This is a genomic window from Pantoea sp. XY16, from assembly GCF_025153065.1.
Taxonomy (GTDB): Bacteria; Pseudomonadota; Gammaproteobacteria; order Enterobacterales; family Enterobacteriaceae; genus Pantoea; species Pantoea alfalfae.
This window is the reverse complement of sequence record NZ_JANZNP010000010.1, coordinates 171818-187707: the sequence shown is the minus strand read 5'-3', so window position 1 is coordinate 187707 and position 15890 is coordinate 171818. Positions and strand designations below refer to the sequence as shown.

Genomic DNA, 15890 nt, shown 5'->3' with positions numbered 1-15890 from the left:
ACATGGACGTTGCGTGACGATCGCCGTAGGCTGATGTTCCCACTCTCTGTCTGCAAACAGGTAACGCTTGTGAGATTTCCCAATCAGCGCCTTGCGCAACTGTTCGATGCCCTGCAAAACGAAACGCTGCCTCAGGATGAGCTGGCGCGGCGTTTTGCCGTCTCGACCCGCACTGTGCGCACCGATATCACGGCGCTGAATGCGCTGCTGGCAGAGCATGGCGCGCAGTTTATCCTGAGCCGTGGCGCGGGCTATCAGCTGAAGATTGAGGATGTTCAGCGCTTTCAGCATCTGCAGCAGCACACCGCGTCGCCGCTACGAGTGCCACGCACCTCGCCAGACCGGGTTCGTTACCTGCTGACCCGCTTTCTCACTGCGGCTTATTCGCTGAAACTTGAAGAGCTGGCCGAAGAGTGGTTTGTCAGCCGCGCCACCCTGCAGAATGATATGGCGGAGGTGCGCGAATGGCTGGGTCGCTATCACCTCACCATTGAGAGCAAGCCACACTACGGCATGAAGCTGTTTGGCAGCGAAGTGGCAATTCGTACCTGCCTGACCGACCTGTTATGGCAAATCGATCAGGCGCAGCCAGAGAGTCCGCTGCTGACGATTGAAGCGCTGAACAGCGGCATGCTGGAGACGCTGCGCCCGCTGCTGCAAAGCTGTTTTGCTCAACACAACATTCGCCTCAGCGATGAAGGTGAACGCTATCTGCGGCTTTACTGCGCCGTGGCGGTGCGTCGCATCAGCGAGGGCTATCCGCTTAACGATCCGGGTGCCGAGGAGATTGGCGATGAAGTGCGGGAAGCGGCGCATCAGTTGATTAATCTGATGCGCCCGCTGGTCAGCAAACCGATTTCACCGGCGGAAGAGAACTGGCTGCGGGTCAATATTGCGGCGCGACGCATTCAGGCGATCGCGCCCAGCGCCATCAATGCGGATGATGCCGACGCGCTGGTGGATTATCTGCTCAGCTTTATCAACACGCACTACAACTTCAATCTGCAAAACGATCAGCAGCTGCGTGCTGACCTGCTCACCCACATCAAAACTATGATTACCCGGGTGCGTTATCAGATCCACATTCCCAACCCGCTGCTCAGCAACATTAAGCAGCACTATCCGATGGCCTACGATGTCACCTTAGCGGCGGTGACCAGCTGGGGGAAATATACTCCATATGTTATCTCCGAGAATGAGATCGGCTTTCTGGTGCTGCATATTGGCGTCGGGCTGGAGCGCCACTATGACGTGGGCTATCAGCGTCATCCGCAGGTGTTGCTGGTGTGCGACAGTGGTAACTCTACGCTGCGCATGATAGAGGCGATGCTGCTGCGCAAATACCCGCAGTTACAGATCACGGCGCGCCTGTCACAGCGCGAATATGAAGCGCGAAGTCGTATTGACGAGGATTTTGTTATCTCGACCATCCGGCTCAGTGAAAAAGAGAAACCGGTGGTAGTGATGTCACCGTTTCCCACCGGTTTTCAGCTGGAGCAGATTGGCAAGCTGGTGCTGGTTGACCGGACCCGGCCCTACATGTTGGCGAAATTTTTTGATGCCCAGCACTTTCATATCGTTGACAGGCCGATGACCCAGTCTGAACTGTTTCGTCAGCTGTGCGATCAGTTGGAACTGGAGGGCTTTGTGGATGCGGCGTTCTGTCCGTCGGTTGAAGAGCGTGAAGCGATTGTCAGCACCATGCTTGGCGAAGGGATTGCGCTGCCGCATTCGCTGGGACTGCTGGCAAAGAAAACCGTGGTCTATACCGTGCTGGCACCGCACGGCATCGCGTGGGGCGACGATACCGCCTATGTCATCTTCCTGTTGGCGATCAGCAAAAGTGAATATGAAGAAGCAATGGCAATTTACGATCTGTTTGTGACGTTCCTGCGTGAACGGGCGATGACCCGCCTGCGGGACAGCAGCGATTTTAACAGCTTCAGGGCGGTGGCGATGGATTGCCTGAGCCGGTCTTAGCTTCGCCCTGAAACCACGATACTTAGTTTTTCTTCGCCAGCAGGCGCGGGATCTCGCGCAGGCACCAGGATTTGGCTTCGCCCATGCTGTCACGTCGCCACGCCATAATAATATCGACCTCGCGGGTATACTCCGGGCTCACTACCCGCAGACGACCTTCAGCAATATCCTGCTCGACTAATGAATAGGGCATGGTTGCCACGCCCAGACCCGCCAGCAGCGCACGGCGCTTATCGTCCATGCTGCTCACGGTCAGGCGCTGCTGCTTATCCAGCAACTGCACGGTCAGCACCGGCCGTTCGCGCGCAGTATCCGCGACTGCAATGCCACGGTATTTCACCCGCGTCACTTCAGACTGCGGTTCCGGCTCGTTATGAATCGGGTGATCTGCACTGGCGACGTAGACGCTCATCATGGTGTAGAGCTTGCGGGTATTGATCTCGGTGGAGGCGCGGAAATGCATATCGGGGGCAATCACGATATCGGCGCGGCCCTGTTCCAGTCGTTCCCATGCGCCCGCCAGTACTTCTGTGACCAGCGAAAACTGCGTGTTAGCTTTGTCGGCCAGACGGGTCACCAGCGGAAAGAGTGCATCAATGGGCACCAGCGCTTCGGTAACGATAGTCAGATGGGTTTCCCAGCCACGCGCCAGCGCTTCCGCATCGGTGGTGAGCTTGTCGGCCGCTTCCAGCAGTACCCGGCCACGCTCCAGCAGCATGCGCCCCACGTTGGTAAATTTGGTGCGGTGACCGGAGCGGTCAAACAGCACCACATCCAGTTCTTCTTCCAGCTTTTGCATAGTGTAGCTGAGGGCAGAAGGTACACGCCCCAGTTCATCCGCTGCTGCTGCAAAACTGCCACGGCGATCGATCGCATCCATAACGCGTAACGATTCAAGGGTTAACGCACGCTCTTTAGCCATCCCGGTTCTCTGTCAGGAAATTTGAACATGCCGGGCAGATTAACTGGCTAACAATCCGGCGTCCAGACTTTTACCATGGGTGCATAAAGTCCGTGGCCGATCCTCGTCACCGGATGCCGGAGGTAAATAATGATAACGACACGCAGTGCGTCCGCCTGTGGTCAGGCCGATTTCGGCTGGTTGCAGGGCCGCTACAGTTTCTCTTTTGGCCACTATTTTGATCCCAAACTGATGGGGTACGCATCGCTGCGCGTACTGAACCAGGAAGTGCTGGCGCCGGGTGCCGCTTTTCAGCCGCGCACCTATCCGCAGGTCGATGTGCTGAACATCGTGCTGCAGGGTGAAGCCGAATATCGCGACAGCGAAGGCAATACGATCAGCGTGCGGGAAGGGGAAGCGCTGCTGCTCTCTGCTCAACCCGGTGTGAGTTACACCGAAATTAATCTGAGCAAAGATCGCCCGCTGACACGCATGCAGCTCTGGCTGGCTGCCTGTCCGGAGCGCGAAAATCTGCGGATGCAGAAAATAGCCCTCACGGAAGGTCGCTTGTCTCAGCTTATCGCCTCGCCGGATGGCGTGGACGATAGTCTGCAACTGCGTCAGCAGGTGTGGATCCACCAGGTCGAGCTGGCACCGGGCGAACATTACTCGCTGCCGATACAGGGCCCGCGCGCCTATCTGCAGTCGATTCATGGCTCGCTGGAGGCGATGTCCGGCACGGATCATCAGGAGAAGCTGGGCTGTGGCGATGGTGCGTTTTTACAGGAAGAGAAACAGTTGCAGCTGACAGCAAAAACCGCGACCCGCGCGCTGGTCATCGACATTCCGGTCTGAAAATCGGACCATAAAAAAGGCGGCCATGGCCGCCTTTTTTGCGTTTCAGGAGTTACTTCAGCATGGTGAAGGCCGTAGTGACGTGCTTCACGCCACTGACGCGGCTGGCAACATCGGCCGCAGCCTGCGCTTCCTGTTGTGTCACGAGACCCAGCAGGAATACTTCGCCATTCTCGGTCGTCACTTTCACGTTGGAGGATTTCACCTGATCGCTGCCCAACAGCTGCGATCGGATTTTGGTGGTAATCCAGGTGTCGGACGACGTAGTGCCTAACGTCACTTTCTGGCCGATGCGGATCTCGTTATAGACTTCGGTTGCGCCATCGACGCCCATGGTGATCTGTTTGGCACGATTGGCGATATCCTGCGAAGGTGCCTGACCGGTCAGCAGCACTTTGCCCTGATAAGCCGTGGCGATGACGCGTGCATCGGTTTTAATCTGCTGATCTTTCGCCAGCGCGTTAGTGACGCGCAGCTCCAGAGTGCCGTCATCAACCTGCGTACCTACCGAGCGTGGATCGGTCGCCGTTTTGGTGGCAACCGCTGCGCCGCCAGCCACAACCGCAACGCAGCCCTGAAGCAGCATGGCGGTTAACAGAATAGCTATAGCATTCAATGCTTTCATTCGTGCTCCTTCGGTCATTCCTGATGGGGAAAGAGAGTGTTATCGATCAGATCGCATAAGCAATTCACGGTCAGCATATGCATCTCCTGGATACGGGCGCTACGGTGCGATGGAATGCGGATTTCCACATCCTGCGGCCCCAGCAGTCCGGCGAGCTCTCCGCCATCATACCCGGTAAGCGCAACGATAGTCATATCGCGTGTTACCGCTGCTTCGACGGCCTTAACGATATCGCGGGTGTTGCCCCGGGTTGAGATAGCCAGTAGTACATCGCCTGCGTGTCCCAGCGCGCGTACCTGCTTGGCATAGATCTCATCGTGCAGACGATCATTACCAATCGCGGTCAGCATCACGTTGTCTGCACTTAATGCCAGCGCCGGTAAGCTGGGACGCTCAGTCTCAAAACGGTTAATCATGCTGGCGGCGAAGTGCTGTGCATTGGCGGATGAGGCACCGTTGCCACAGCTGAGGATTTTATTGCCATTCAGAAGCGACTGCACCAGCGTCATGGCTGCGCGGGAAATAGCGTCGGGCAACGCCTCTGCTGCGGCAATCTGAGTCTGAATACTTTCGGTAAAACACGCTTTAATTCTTTCCTGCACACGACCACCTGGTTCTAAACGTCTGCATTAAAGGCATTCGGCAGCCACTCGAGCGCCGTGCCGGTAATGGCGATGATGTCGAAACGGCAATTCACTGTTTCAAAACTGCCGCCGCGTTGCGCCAGCCAGAGAGCAGCGGCGCGCAGCAGCTTTTGTTGTTTATTCCGGGTAATGCTGGCGAGTGCGCCACCATAACGCGCATCGCGCCGGTAGCGGACTTCAACAAACACCCAACAGTGCCCGTCACGCATAATCAGGTCAAGTTCACCGTTGCGAAAGTGAACATTGCTGGCGACCCATATCAGGCCTGCCTGCTCCAGATAGTGTCGGGCATTTTCTTCATGCCCGGCACCAATCTGACGGCGATTTAGTTGGCCGGTGCGATTTCGCCCCGACGATACTGGTTCCATGTCAACTTCCTGTTGATCACACAATCCGTGTCGGCGCTCAGCTTGCCGGTATTACCATCCAGCGTAAAGCCAGCAGACTGACGCATCTGGTTAAAGTGGTTCGCCAGCGTCCAGGCATCCATTCCCATGGCATAGAGACGCACCAGCGAGTAGTCATTATTGAATGACTTCGAGGTCTGCTGCATCAGGCCAGGGTTGCTGCCGGAGAGCAGCGGAATATCGCTGAACTGCAGGCCATCCATTTCCAGACGGAAGTCCGGTCCTGCACCTGCCTGCGCGCTGCGCGAGCTGGCATAGAGCGAAATGTTGCTGCGACTGCCAGTGCGCATGGCAATCATAGGTTTGATCAGCTGCAGTTCATCCTGCGTGGAGACGATGTAGACCGCATCGACGCCGCCACCGCTGCTGGTGCTGACCACATCTGGCGTGCTCTGTTGCGGTGCTGGAATGGTGAGGCCTGCAATCGAAACGCCCTGTGGCTCGGCAGGTGCAGCGTTCACAGGCGTACCCGATAAGCTGATGCCCGCACCGCTGTTGATGCCCTGTTTCAGCTCAGATGTCGTGCCAAAGCGTTGCTGCATGACGGTGCTGCCCCCCAGCGTCTGCCACTCCTGAGCAAAAGCGTTGGTGACGCGATCGCCCAGTCCACTGCGCGGCACCAGCAACAGCGGCTGGCGTTTGCCCTGATCCCAGATATGGTGCGCGGCATCGCGCGCTTCGTCTTCAGGAGAAAGCGCAAAGTAGCAAATATTCGGATGGTTCTGGATCTTTTCCGGCTCATTAAGCGCCAGCACATTCAGTGGCGTCTGGCTGTTGGCGACCTTCTCAACGTTGCTCTTCAGCAGCGGGCCGACCACGATAGTCGCACCATCCTGCTGGGCCTGCTGCATGACCTGCTCAATAGGCTGGCTGCTGGTGTCATAAACCTTGATCTGGGCGTTGCTGGCCGGTGCGGCTGCAGCAGGCTGAGACTGAGACTGAGACTGAGACTGAGACTGGGGCTGTGACTGAGGTTGTGTTGTGGTGTCAGCAGACTGCTGCGGCGCGCTGATGGGATCGGCAGCCGATCCCGCGGCGGCAGGTTGCGTGCTGGCCGTCGCATCTGCAGAAGCAGGCTGGGCAGCCGCTGGCTGGGCGACCGGCGCGGTTACGCCATTCTTCGCGTCGTTAAAGCCTTTCTGAATCGCATTCGCAAAGACCTGCGCCTGGCCATTCAGCGGCAGCAGCAGGGCGATGATGCTGGTAGAGGCTTTAGTGTAGTTCTGCATCTGGCTCAGCTGCGTCGGCAGCGTTTTAGCCGCCGGGTTCTGCGGATAGCGGGTCTGCCAGTCTTTGATGCCGGACTTGAGCATCTCCGCATCCTGGGCGTTGGCACGCCAGACCGCGAGCAGATCGAGCCAGCCCTGCAGCACATTTTCGTCGGCATTAATCACCAGGTTGCTGGCCTCCTGTGGTGACATCTGCGTCAGGGTCTGCCAGGTGGCGTCAATGTTGGCCTGATGATCGGTGCCTTTCAGCAGCGGCTCCTGCGCAATATAGGTGCGCAGCAGTGAGAGTGAAGGGCGACCCTGGGCGCTGGCGATCTGCAGACTGTAATAACGTGCCAGCTGATCCTGCGACAGCGAACCGGTTTTCACCTGTGCTAACAGGGGTTCAGCCTCTTTGGTTTTCTGCTGTGAAATCAGCAATTGCGCTCTCAGCAGCAGGGATTCCTGTTGCTGCGTCTCTGAGAGCTGCTGCGGCAACTGGCTCAGTTGCTGGGTCGCTTCAGGATACTTTCCTTCCTTCAACAGGGCGCGGATTGCGAGTAATTGCCAGTCGGTCTTGCTATCATCGCTGCTTTGCTGCGCTTGCTGCAGATAGTAAGCGGAGCTGGCGGTGACTGGCCCCTGAATATTGACGGTTGAGGTTTGCGGCCCCTGACCGCTACACGCGGCTAAAATCAGCCCAGCAAGAATGACAGGCAGAAAGCGTCCTGCTTTATGACGAACGACTTTTGAAGGAAGCATACTGTATCCAGTGATGTTTTTTTCAAGATGCTCAATATTAAATCGGCAATTCGGATGAAACAATGAAACAACTCGATCGGGCAGAGATTTCTGCCAGCACGCTCTACATCGTTCCAACCCCGATTGGTAATTTGGGTGATATCACCCAGCGGGCGCTGACGGTGCTTTCGAGCGTCGATCTGGTCGCTGCGGAAGATACACGTCATACCGGGCTGTTGCTACAACATTTCGCCATCAATGCGCGACTCTTCTCACTTCATGACCACAACGAGCAGCATAAGGCTGAACTGCTGTTAACGAAGCTGCAGGAGGGTCAAAGCATAGCCTTAGTTTCCGATGCTGGCACGCCGCTAATCAACGATCCGGGCTACCATCTGGTGCGTCGCTGCCGTGAAGCGGGTATTCGTGTGGTGCCGCTGCCCGGTGCCTGTGCTGCCATTGCCGCGTTAAGTGCTGCAGGACTGCCATCCGATCGTTTCTGTTACGAAGGGTTTCTGCCCGCTAAAACCAAAGGCCGCTGCGATGCGCTGCGGGCGCTGGTGCAGGAGCCACGCACGCTGATTTTCTATGAGTCGACTCATCGTCTGATCGACAGCCTGCAGGATATGGTGAGTGAGCTGGGCGCCGAACGCTACGTGGTGCTGGCGCGCGAGCTGACTAAAACCTGGGAGTCGATCTACGGTGCACCGGTTGGCGAGCTGCTGGCCTGGGTGAAAGAAGATGAGAATCGTCGCAAAGGCGAAATGGTGCTGATTGTTGAAGGGTATAAAGTCGATGATGAAGATGCGCTACCGGCCGATGCGCTACGTACGCTGGCGCTGCTGCAGAAAGAGCTGCCACTGAAACGCGCGGCTGCGCTGACCGCTGAGATCCATAGCGTGAAGAAAAATGCTCTTTATAAGTATGCGCTGGAGCAGCAAGAGGCGTGACAAACGCTGGCGAATCGCCTATTATCCTGCGCCGAAGCTGACCAGACAGTCGCCGCTTTGTCGTCGTCCTCACTTGTGGGGAGACGGGCAGAGGGGAGGAAAGTCCGGGCTCCATAGGGCAGGGTGCCAGGTAACGCCTGGGAGGCGCAAGCCTACGACCAGTGCAACAGAGAGCAAACCGCCGATGGCCCAGAAATGGGATCAGGTAAGGGTGAAAGGGTGCGGTAAGAGCGCACCGCGCGACTGGCAACAGTTCGTGGCACGGTAAACTCCACCCGGAGCAAGGCCAAATAGGGGTTCACAAGGTACGGCCCGTACTGAACCCGGGTAGGCTGCTTGAGCCAGTGAGCGATTGCTGGCCTAGATGAATGACTGTCCACGACAGAACCCGGCTTAACGGTCAGCTTCGACTTTTTATCAAAAACCCCGCTTCGGCGGGGTTTTTGCTTTGTGACGTGCGGTGGTTTGAAGGTCAGCGGTGAGATCGCGCCTGCAAAGGAAACAGGGTCAGATCGGAAAGTCGCAAAATCCGTCATCCCTGGCGCGGGACGCTTTCCTCTTCTGACCCTGTTCCCTTCGCGTTTAGATTGTCATTGCGGTCAGATTGTATCTGCTCCCTGCGCGATATGCAGGCAGCTTAACCGCGGCCGTGCGGCTCATCCCAGTCAAACGCCGGGCCCAGCGAAATGACGCCGTTCGGGTTGATGGTCTTATGGCTGCAGTAATAATGATGGCGGATATGTGGCAGATTAACCGTCTCTGCGATACCCGGCATCTGATAGATATCACGCAGGAAACCGCTGAGGTTTCTGTAGTCACTGATGCGATGGCGATCGCATTTAAAGTGGGTCACATAGACCGGATCAAAGCGCACCAGCGTGGTCCACAACCGAAGATCCGCTTCGGTCAGCTGATCGCCAGTGAGGTAGCGATGCTGGCCCAGGATCTGCTCCAGCCGCGACAACGAATGGAACAGCGCCGTGACGGCCTCATCGTACGCGGATTGCGACGTGGCGAAGCCTGACTTATAGACGCCGTTGTTCACCGTGTCGTAGATCCAGCCATTCAGCTCATCAATCTTCTCGCGCAGCGCTTCGGGATAGTAGTCACCGGCACGGGCGCCCACCGCATCAAACGCACTGTTGAACATGCGGATGATATCCGACGACTCATTGCTGACGATGGTATTCTGGTGTTTGTCCCACAATACCGGCACGGTTACGCGGCCACTGTATTGCGGATCGGCGTGCAGATAGAGCTGATAGAGGAACTCATTCTGGTAGAGCTTATCGCCGGTCGCATCCTGAAAACTATCATCGAAGGTCCAGCCATTCTCCAGCATCAGCGGATGCACCACGGAGACATCGATCATGCTATCCAGGCCCTTCAGCTGGCGCATCAGCAGCGTGCGGTGCGCCCAGGGGCAGGCCAGCGAGACATAAAGATGATAGCGGTCGCGTTCGGCGACAAATCCCGCTTTACCTGCCGGGCCAGCACTGCCATCCGCGGTAACCCAGTTGCGGAAAGCCGACTCTGAACGCTTGAAGCGTCCGCCGGTAGATTTAGTGTCGTACCAGGTGTCATGCCAGACACCGTCAATTAACTGTCCCATAATGGCTCCAATGCAAACAGGGCGGGGAAATGTCCCCGCCCTGCTAAGTATATGTGGCATTACGCTTTATGTGAGATTAGCGCGCAATCGCTGGCTGTGCTTTTCTTTTGCTAATCAGGCGATCAAGGCTATATGCACCCGGACCCACCAGACCTAACACCAGGAAACCCCCGGCGATAGAGAGGTTCTTCATGAACATCAGCTGGTTCACGCCTTCGGCAAAGTTACTGTGAAACAGAAACGCGGTCAGGATGGTGAAGCCTGCAGTGAACAGGGCAGTGAAACGGGTCAGGAAACCAAACAGGATGGCCAGACCGCCGCCAAACTCCAGCAGGATAACCAGCGGCAGCATAAAGCCCGGGACGCCCATTGCTTCCATATATTGCTGAGTGCCAGCATAACCGGTGATTTTGCCCCAGCCAGCCGTAATGAACAGGATTGGCATCAGGATGCGAGCCAGTAACAAACCAACGTCTTCGAATTTTTTCATCATTTACTCCAGCGCTATCAGGAATGCAGGGCAAGCTGCCCGCAGGGTTTATGCCCGCTGAAAGCAGTTCTGCATTCATTGGGTTGATAGCTGGAGATGATAATCGCGGCGTGGAAAGGTTGTAAGCGAGATATACTGTCAGTGTTCTTCAGAAATTCTGATGAAGAAAGCCGGCTTTTCAGGACCGGCTTTAAGCAGAATTAACGCGGGGGCAGAGCAGACTTGATCATGCGCCAGGTGCTCCATGCACCGAATCCCCGCTTTGCCCAGCGCAACAGCTTGCTGGGACTGCGAATGGAGTAAACGGCCAGCGCGCTGCTGCCAATGGCCAGATAGCGACGTAAGCTGAGGAAAGTAAACCAGCCGCGATCGTAGTGGGCGGTGCTTTCCAGCCAGTCACGCCGCGCAGCGCTTAAATCCAGCCGCTGCTGCTGCACATGCTTAAGCAGTTCATGGATGCGTTCTTCACGCTCGCGGCGACTCATCAGCGCTGGTCCTCAAGCAAATCACGATCTGTTTCCAGCTCTTTGCGCGTGTGGCGCAACAGCGTGGACTGACGTGATTTGTGAAGCGTCCAGAGTCCGAAAATAACCGCCAGCAAAAACAGCGTACCGGTCGTGATGCCAATCGCCATCAGACGATATTGTGCATCCACTGCCCAGATGATCAGGACCATCAGGCTCATCAGACCAAATGCAGTGAACAACATTGTCAGGCCAGTCATCAACAGCATCTGTATCAGATTCGCTTTCTCATGCTCAAGTTCCACCACTGCCAGACGAACGCGTGTCTCAACTATGCCAACCAGCGTGGTAACGATACGCTGGCCGATGTTAATGACCCCTTTAGCCGGGCCGTGGTTCTGCTGTGAGTCTGCCATGGTTAGCGACGCGAAATGAGCATGCCGAGTGCGACGCCAATCGCTGCACCGATACCCACACCATGCCATGGATTTTCACGCACGTAGCCTTCAGCTTTCTGCGCCGCTTCGCGCGTAGTCGCAGCGATGCGCTCGCCTGATTCGCCCAGCCGCTCACGAGAGCTATCCAGCGCCACACGCGCTTTATTGCGAAGTTTATCCAGCTCACCTTTGGATTTTTCGGTGCTGCTGCTCAGCACTTCTTCCAGCGTATCAGCAAGGTTTTTCAGTTCAGCACGTAAATGTTCCGATGATGTGTCTTTAGACATAAAATACTCCTTTAACATCAGTTGGTTAATTCCGATTAATAGGGCTCCGCCTGTAACTTTTTCAGCTCCCGGCGCGCTTCATCCAGTTTTTGTTGTCGCCTGGCAATCTTCTCCCTGTCATGGCCCTCTTCACGCTCTTCCCTGAGTGCGTGCTCACGCTCAGCCACTTTCTGCTTCTGAGCATTAATTCTTTCCAGATGGGCCGCTTCCAGCTTTTTATCACTGCAATCAGCCCGGACTTCGGTCAGCGCGCGCTCCAGGCCGTTAACCCGGCGCTGGTTGTTATGCTTCTGTGCCATCCCGATTTCACGCTGAATATCCTGTTCTTTCTGTTCACAAAGCGATTCTGCTGCCAGCAGCGAACCCGACAACGAAAGCAGCGCGACGCCCAGTAATACTTGATATTTCATCGGTCCTGAACCTTCCATTGCGATCTGATTCCTCATCACACGCGTAATGTTATGCCTGCGCGTGCTGAGAATCGACTCTCAGTTAAGCATAGACATCGATAGTAAAAAGTTCAAAGAAGACCGGGAGATAGGGCGCCTTTCAGACTGCCACACCCTGCCGCGGCGGCCTGAAAGCAAAGAGAGGAGCTTATTACGCCAGAGAGAGGTGCTGAGCGTGATCGTGCTGGGCCACGATAAAACCCTGTGGCAACAATCGGCGCAATACCTTCTGTGCGGCCAGGCTCTGCTCTTCGCTGTCAAAATGGATAATCAGTGCGTCACCCGCAGGCGTGATGCTTTTGATACGAATACCCTGCGCACTTAATTGCTGATAGAGATAAAAGCCATCAGGCAGCGTTGCACCAGCATGAGAAACCCGAATTTTCACTACCGTCTCGTGCTGCATCAGAGGAGGAACCACACAAAGCGCGGTCAGCGCAAGTGCGCCAGCGATCAACCACGGTATCCACCGTTTAGGAATAGCCTGCAGCAGTTTCATTACTCGGCTTTCCCGTTCTGATTCGCCTGACGCTTACGCCATAACACGACCAGCGATCCCACCAGGCCAAAGACCAGTAGCGCCAGTGGCAGCATCATCAGGAAGAACATCATCTCATCTTCATAACGACGGAAAATCGGGGTTTTACCCAGCGCAAAGCCGATAACGGTCAGAATGACTACCCAGAGGAAGGCGCTCACCCAGTTGAAGAACTGAAAGCGGGCATTACTGAGGCCTGACAATCCGGCGATGGTCGGCAGCAGCGTTCGCACAAATGCGATAAAGCGGCCAATCAACAGGGCAGACAGACCATGGCGATGGAACAGACTGTGCGCGCGTAGATGATACTGGGCGGGAAGGTGAGAGAGCCATTTCTGTACCGTAGGCGTATTGCCCAGCCATCGGCCCTGAATGTAGCTCACCCAGCAGCCAAGGCTGGCCCCAGTAGTGAGAACCAGAATCGTTAACGGGAAACTCATGGTGCCTTTGGCAATCAGAACACCAACCAGAATCAGCAGACTGTCACCCGGCAGAAATGCGGCAGGAAGAAGACCATTTTCTAAAAACAAAATCATAAACAGCACGCCGTAAATGGCCCATACCAGCGTGGGGTCGGAGAGAGTTTCGTAGTCCTGTTGCCACAGGGCATGCAGCAACGCTTGCAAAATATCCATCAATCATTCCTGAACATCATTGTTAAATATGTCCCACAGGGACTTAAACGCAGACCGGCATTTCGTTATAAATTTTAGGAGCGCAGCCTGGGCGGGGTTTTCCGGATCCTTCCAGAATTGATTGTTAAATCAGCGACTTTATAAAACCCTGTCGCAAAGGGTAATAAAAGGGCGATAACTGTAACAAAAATCGCCTGTCTGAGACAGGAAAACTCTCTGGCAAACAGGAGTTTTACCTTGTGAAACGGCGTGTAAAAAGGAGCTTTACATGACCTGACACTATTGCAGATTAACTGACCATCTCAGGGTGTTTTCAGGCACTTTTAGCGAGCGTTGTTGGATCCATCAGGCAGGATGACCGGATTTTCACCAAACATGTAACGATCCACGTTAAATTCAAAATCATCCGCCGTTGCGTTGAACAGCATCTGTTTAGTATTTTCCAGATGTTGCCACATCGCCAGTTTGCTGGCGGCGGGATCTTTACGCATCAGGGCTTTGAGAATCTGATCGTGGTCGTCGCACCAGCTGAGAATGCTGCGCTGGTCGATATGTTCGTGAAGTTTAAGCCAGTAGGGATTGTGCAGACGATGCAGCCACATTTTTTCAACGATGGCGGCCAGGGCACTGTTTTGGGTGGATTGTGCAATTCGCACATGAAACTGCATGTCCCACTCGGAGTCACGGAAGTGATCCTCCTGGCGGGCTTTTTCCTGGATCGCCATCAGATCGATAATGTCCTGACGCGTTACCTGGGTGGCAGCGAATTCCGCCACGTTACTCTCAATCAGCTGGCGCGCCTGCAGTAATTCAAACGGACCAAAAGTGGCAAACTCAAGCTGGCTGCTGGTAGCGGCGATGCGGTTCTGCTGCTGGCTGGCGATAACATGAATACCCGATCCTTTGCGAACCTCAACATAGCCTTCAACTTCCAGCATGATGATCGCTTCGCGGACGACGGTGCGGCTCACTTCCATCTCTTCAGCAATCAGGCGCTCGGCAGGCAGTTTTTCACCCACCGGGTAGATCCCGGTTTCAATGCGGCTTTTCAGCTCGCTGGCCAGCTGTTGATAGAGTCGACGGGATTCAGTGATGTCCATTGCACAATCCTGGTAGCAGACAGATAAGTTGTTATACCACTTCAGGGCGTGCGAGGAAATGGGCTGGCGCAAGCCAGCCCGGCGGGTTAACTGCGAACGGCGCTGGCTGACGGAATAACCGCTTCAGTATTCAGCTCTGAAACAGGTTTATTTTTCAGGACCGTCCAGATAACGACAGCACCCAGCAGATCGAACACTGCCAGCGCGGCAAAGAGCGGGCTGAAGCCCAGCGTATCGGCCAGGGCGCCGACAACCAGCGCAAACATGGTACTGGCGGTCCAGGCGGCCATGCCGGTTAAGCCGTTCGCTGTCGCAACTTCGTTGCGGCCGAAAACGTCTGACGACAGGGTGATCAGTGCGCCAGAGAGGGCCTGATGCGCAAAGCCGCCGACGCACAGCAGGCCAATGGCGACGTAAGGGTTGGTAAATAGCCCGATGGTGCCTGGCGCAATCATTAATACCGCACCCATTGTCACCACCATCTTGCGGGAGACGATCAGGTTAACGCCAAACCAGCGCTGAAACAGCGGCGGCAGATAGCCACCCAGGATGCAGCCAAAATCCGCAAACAGCATCGGCATCCAGGCGAACATTGCAATCTCTTTCAGATTGAAGCCGTACACCTTGAACATAAACAGCGGTATCCAGGCGTTGAACGTTCCCCACGCCGGTTCTGCCAGAAAACGCGGCAGCGCGATGCCCCAGAACTGACGGTTACGGATAATCTGCAGGGCCGACATTTTGTGGGTGTTGTTGGTCTGATGCTGCGCTTCCTGACCAGAGATAATATAGTCACGCTCTTCATCGCTCAGCTTCTTTTGCTGTTTGGGGTGCTTATAGAACACCAGCCAGCAGAGTGCCCACGCCATGCTCAGCACACCGGTCATGACAAAGGCCATCTGCCAGCTATGCGCCACGATTGCCCAGACGACCAGCGGCGGAGCCAGCATCGCACCGATAGACGAACCGACGTTAAAGTAGCCTACCGCAACCGAACGCTCTTTGGCCGGAAACCACTCACTGCTCGCCTTCAGTCCGGCCGGGATCATCGCCGCTTCAGCCGCACCGACGGCACCACGCGCCAGAGCAAGGCCGCCCCAGCTGCCCGCCATCGCCGTAGCGGCACAGAAAATCGCCCACATAATAGCAAACACCGCGTAGCCAACTTTGGTGCCAAGCAGATCCAGTACATAACCTGCCACCGGTTGCATCAGCGTGTAGCAGGCTGAATAGGCCGCAATGATGTAGGAGTACTGCTGCGTGGTGATATGCAGCTCTGACATTAGTGTCGGGGCCGCCACGGCAATGGTGTTACGGGTCAGATACCCTAATACCGTACCGAGCGTTACCAGCCCAATCATGTACCAGCGTAACCCTTTGATCTTACGCATCCTCTACCTCTTCCAGTTCTGTATGCGGTCTTGCCGCTGTTGTTATCTGGAGCGGGACAGCACGTGATGCAGCTCTGCTCACGCCCGCAGGTTCTGTATGAGCAACCCTGTTATGACCTTGCCCTTTGTGAGTCGCTAACGACCTCACGATGGGGCCAGAGCCTAACTTGTTATAC

The 15890-nt window shown here is 55.7% G+C and carries 18 protein-coding genes and 1 other RNA gene; 4 read left to right on the top strand and 15 right to left on the bottom strand.

Annotated elements, in window-relative coordinates; all coding sequences use genetic code 11:
• Positions 1 to 69: 69 nt before the first annotated feature.
• The gene (locus N1689_RS15245) at positions 70 to 1980 is read left to right on the top strand and encodes a transcription antiterminator (RefSeq protein WP_161735376.1); all 1911 of its coding nucleotides are present in this window, start codon (positions 70 to 72) and stop codon (positions 1978 to 1980) included.
• Positions 1981 to 2002: 22 nt separating this feature from the next.
• Here N1689_RS15245 and N1689_RS15240 read toward each other — a convergent pair whose 3' ends face one another.
• Positions 2003 to 2902 carry a LysR family transcriptional regulator gene (locus N1689_RS15240; RefSeq protein WP_013359142.1) on the bottom strand — a complete coding sequence of 300 codons (900 nt, stop codon included), beginning with the start codon at positions 2900 to 2902 and terminating at the stop codon, positions 2003 to 2005.
• Between the two features lie 129 nt (positions 2903 to 3031).
• On the opposite strand from N1689_RS15240, the gene N1689_RS15235 reads away from it, so the two are divergent.
• On the top strand, positions 3032 to 3736 hold the full coding sequence (locus N1689_RS15235) for a pirin family protein (RefSeq protein ID WP_161735374.1): 705 nt from the start codon (positions 3032 to 3034) through the stop codon (positions 3734 to 3736).
• A gap of 52 nt (positions 3737 to 3788) precedes the next feature.
• On the opposite strand, the gene dolP is transcribed toward N1689_RS15235, so the two are convergent.
• Genes dolP through N1689_RS15215 form a run of 4 tightly spaced genes read right to left on the bottom strand, consistent with a single transcriptional unit; the run spans position 3789 to position 7382 of the window.
• A complete protein-coding gene (gene dolP / locus N1689_RS15230) occupies positions 3789 to 4361 on the bottom strand; it encodes a division/outer membrane stress-associated lipid-binding lipoprotein (RefSeq protein WP_161735372.1) in 573 nt (190 codons plus the stop codon).
• 14 nt (positions 4362 to 4375) lie between these two features.
• Positions 4376 to 4963 (bottom strand): DnaA initiator-associating protein DiaA, encoded by a 588-nt coding sequence (gene diaA / locus N1689_RS15225; RefSeq protein WP_003855538.1) that lies wholly within the window; start codon positions 4961 to 4963, stop codon positions 4376 to 4378.
• 14 nt (positions 4964 to 4977) lie between these two features.
• Complete coding sequence (locus N1689_RS15220; protein ID WP_161735370.1) at positions 4978 to 5373, bottom strand: YraN family protein; 396 nt, start codon at positions 5371 to 5373, stop codon at positions 4978 to 4980.
• Positions 5331 to 7382 carry a penicillin-binding protein activator gene (locus N1689_RS15215; protein ID WP_260059344.1) on the bottom strand — a complete coding sequence of 684 codons (2052 nt, stop codon included), beginning with the start codon at positions 7380 to 7382 and terminating at the stop codon, positions 5331 to 5333. Before N1689_RS15215 ends, N1689_RS15220 begins: the two co-directional genes overlap by 43 nt.
• A gap of 62 nt (positions 7383 to 7444) precedes the next feature.
• Between N1689_RS15215 and rsmI the strand changes: the two genes are divergently transcribed.
• Together rsmI and rnpB are read left to right on the top strand one after the other, a co-directional pair.
• Positions 7445 to 8311: a 16S rRNA (cytidine(1402)-2'-O)-methyltransferase gene (rsmI, locus tag N1689_RS15210; protein WP_045139595.1), complete on the top strand. Its 867-nt coding sequence runs from the start codon at positions 7445 to 7447 to the stop codon at positions 8309 to 8311.
• 33 nt (positions 8312 to 8344) lie between these two features.
• An RNA gene (rnpB, locus tag N1689_RS15205) (RNase P RNA component class A) lies at positions 8345 to 8723 on the top strand.
• Positions 8724 to 8948: 225 nt separating this feature from the next.
• Here rnpB and N1689_RS15200 read toward each other — a convergent pair.
• The 10 genes from N1689_RS15200 to N1689_RS15155 form a co-directional block, all read right to left on the bottom strand.
• A complete protein-coding gene (locus N1689_RS15200; protein ID WP_253420123.1) occupies positions 8949 to 9923 on the bottom strand; it encodes a glutathione S-transferase family protein in 975 nt (324 codons plus the stop codon).
• Positions 9924 to 9999: 76 nt separating this feature from the next.
• Positions 10000 to 10413 (bottom strand): DoxX family protein, encoded by a 414-nt coding sequence (locus N1689_RS15195; RefSeq protein ID WP_161735393.1) that lies wholly within the window; start codon positions 10411 to 10413, stop codon positions 10000 to 10002.
• Positions 10414 to 10613: 200 nt separating this feature from the next.
• On the bottom strand, positions 10614 to 10898 hold the full coding sequence (locus N1689_RS15190; protein WP_260059340.1) for a YqjK-like family protein: 285 nt from the start codon (positions 10896 to 10898) through the stop codon (positions 10614 to 10616).
• The gene (locus N1689_RS15185) at positions 10898 to 11293 is read right to left on the bottom strand and encodes a phage holin family protein (RefSeq protein ID WP_161735364.1); all 396 of its coding nucleotides are present in this window, start codon (positions 11291 to 11293) and stop codon (positions 10898 to 10900) included. Before N1689_RS15185 ends, N1689_RS15190 begins: the two co-directional genes overlap by 1 nt.
• Before the next feature lie 2 nt (positions 11294 to 11295).
• Positions 11296 to 11601, bottom strand: a complete 306-nt coding sequence (locus N1689_RS15180) for a YqjD family protein (protein WP_089414886.1) — start codon at positions 11599 to 11601, stop codon at positions 11296 to 11298.
• A gap of 35 nt (positions 11602 to 11636) precedes the next feature.
• On the bottom strand, positions 11637 to 12011 hold the full coding sequence (locus N1689_RS15175) for a DUF1090 domain-containing protein (RefSeq protein WP_161735362.1): 375 nt from the start codon (positions 12009 to 12011) through the stop codon (positions 11637 to 11639).
• A gap of 190 nt (positions 12012 to 12201) precedes the next feature.
• Complete coding sequence (mzrA, locus tag N1689_RS15170) at positions 12202 to 12549, bottom strand: EnvZ/OmpR regulon moderator MzrA (RefSeq protein WP_161735360.1); 348 nt, start codon at positions 12547 to 12549, stop codon at positions 12202 to 12204.
• A complete protein-coding gene (locus tag N1689_RS15165) occupies positions 12549 to 13223 on the bottom strand; it encodes a DedA family protein (protein ID WP_098052313.1) in 675 nt (224 codons plus the stop codon). Before N1689_RS15165 ends, mzrA begins: the two co-directional genes overlap by 1 nt.
• A 323-nt stretch (positions 13224 to 13546) precedes the next feature.
• Positions 13547 to 14323 carry a transcriptional regulator ExuR gene (gene exuR / locus N1689_RS15160; RefSeq protein WP_150013533.1) on the bottom strand — a complete coding sequence of 259 codons (777 nt, stop codon included), beginning with the start codon at positions 14321 to 14323 and terminating at the stop codon, positions 13547 to 13549.
• A gap of 86 nt (positions 14324 to 14409) precedes the next feature.
• On the bottom strand, positions 14410 to 15714 hold the full coding sequence (locus N1689_RS15155) for an MFS transporter (protein ID WP_253420116.1): 1305 nt from the start codon (positions 15712 to 15714) through the stop codon (positions 14410 to 14412).
• Between the last annotated feature and the right edge of the window lie 176 nt (positions 15715 to 15890).

What these genes read in the sequence shown, in the direction of transcription:
- N1689_RS15240 (WP_013359142.1), bottom strand. Translation starts at nt 2,902, where the DNA reads ATGGCTAAAGAGCGTGCGTTAACCCTTGAATCGTTACGCGTTATGGAT.
- N1689_RS15235 (WP_161735374.1), top strand. Translation starts at nt 3,032, where the DNA reads ATGATAACGACACGCAGTGCGTCCGCCTGTGGTCAGGCCGATTTCGGC.
- dolP (WP_161735372.1), bottom strand. Translation starts at nt 4,361, where the DNA reads ATGAAAGCATTGAATGCTATAGCTATTCTGTTAACCGCCATGCTGCTT.
- N1689_RS15220 (WP_161735370.1), bottom strand. Translation starts at nt 5,373, where the DNA reads ATGGAACCAGTATCGTCGGGGCGAAATCGCACCGGCCAACTAAATCGC.
- N1689_RS15215 (WP_260059344.1), bottom strand. Translation starts at nt 7,382, where the DNA reads ATGCTTCCTTCAAAAGTCGTTCGTCATAAAGCAGGACGCTTTCTGCCT.
- rsmI (WP_045139595.1), top strand. Translation starts at nt 7,445, where the DNA reads ATGAAACAACTCGATCGGGCAGAGATTTCTGCCAGCACGCTCTACATC.
- N1689_RS15200 (WP_253420123.1), bottom strand. Translation starts at nt 9,923, where the DNA reads ATGGGACAGTTAATTGACGGTGTCTGGCATGACACCTGGTACGACACT.
- N1689_RS15195 (WP_161735393.1), bottom strand. Translation starts at nt 10,413, where the DNA reads ATGAAAAAATTCGAAGACGTTGGTTTGTTACTGGCTCGCATCCTGATG.
- N1689_RS15190 (WP_260059340.1), bottom strand. Translation starts at nt 10,898, where the DNA reads ATGAGTCGCCGCGAGCGTGAAGAACGCATCCATGAACTGCTTAAGCAT.
- N1689_RS15185 (WP_161735364.1), bottom strand. Translation starts at nt 11,293, where the DNA reads ATGGCAGACTCACAGCAGAACCACGGCCCGGCTAAAGGGGTCATTAAC.
- N1689_RS15180 (WP_089414886.1), bottom strand. Translation starts at nt 11,601, where the DNA reads ATGTCTAAAGACACATCATCGGAACATTTACGTGCTGAACTGAAAAAC.
- N1689_RS15175 (WP_161735362.1), bottom strand. Translation starts at nt 12,011, where the DNA reads ATGAAATATCAAGTATTACTGGGCGTCGCGCTGCTTTCGTTGTCGGGT.
- mzrA (WP_161735360.1), bottom strand. Translation starts at nt 12,549, where the DNA reads ATGAAACTGCTGCAGGCTATTCCTAAACGGTGGATACCGTGGTTGATC.
- N1689_RS15165 (WP_098052313.1), bottom strand. Translation starts at nt 13,223, where the DNA reads ATGGATATTTTGCAAGCGTTGCTGCATGCCCTGTGGCAACAGGACTAC.
- exuR (WP_150013533.1), bottom strand. Translation starts at nt 14,323, where the DNA reads ATGGACATCACTGAATCCCGTCGACTCTATCAACAGCTGGCCAGCGAG.
- N1689_RS15155 (WP_253420116.1), bottom strand. Translation starts at nt 15,714, where the DNA reads ATGCGTAAGATCAAAGGGTTACGCTGGTACATGATTGGGCTGGTAACG.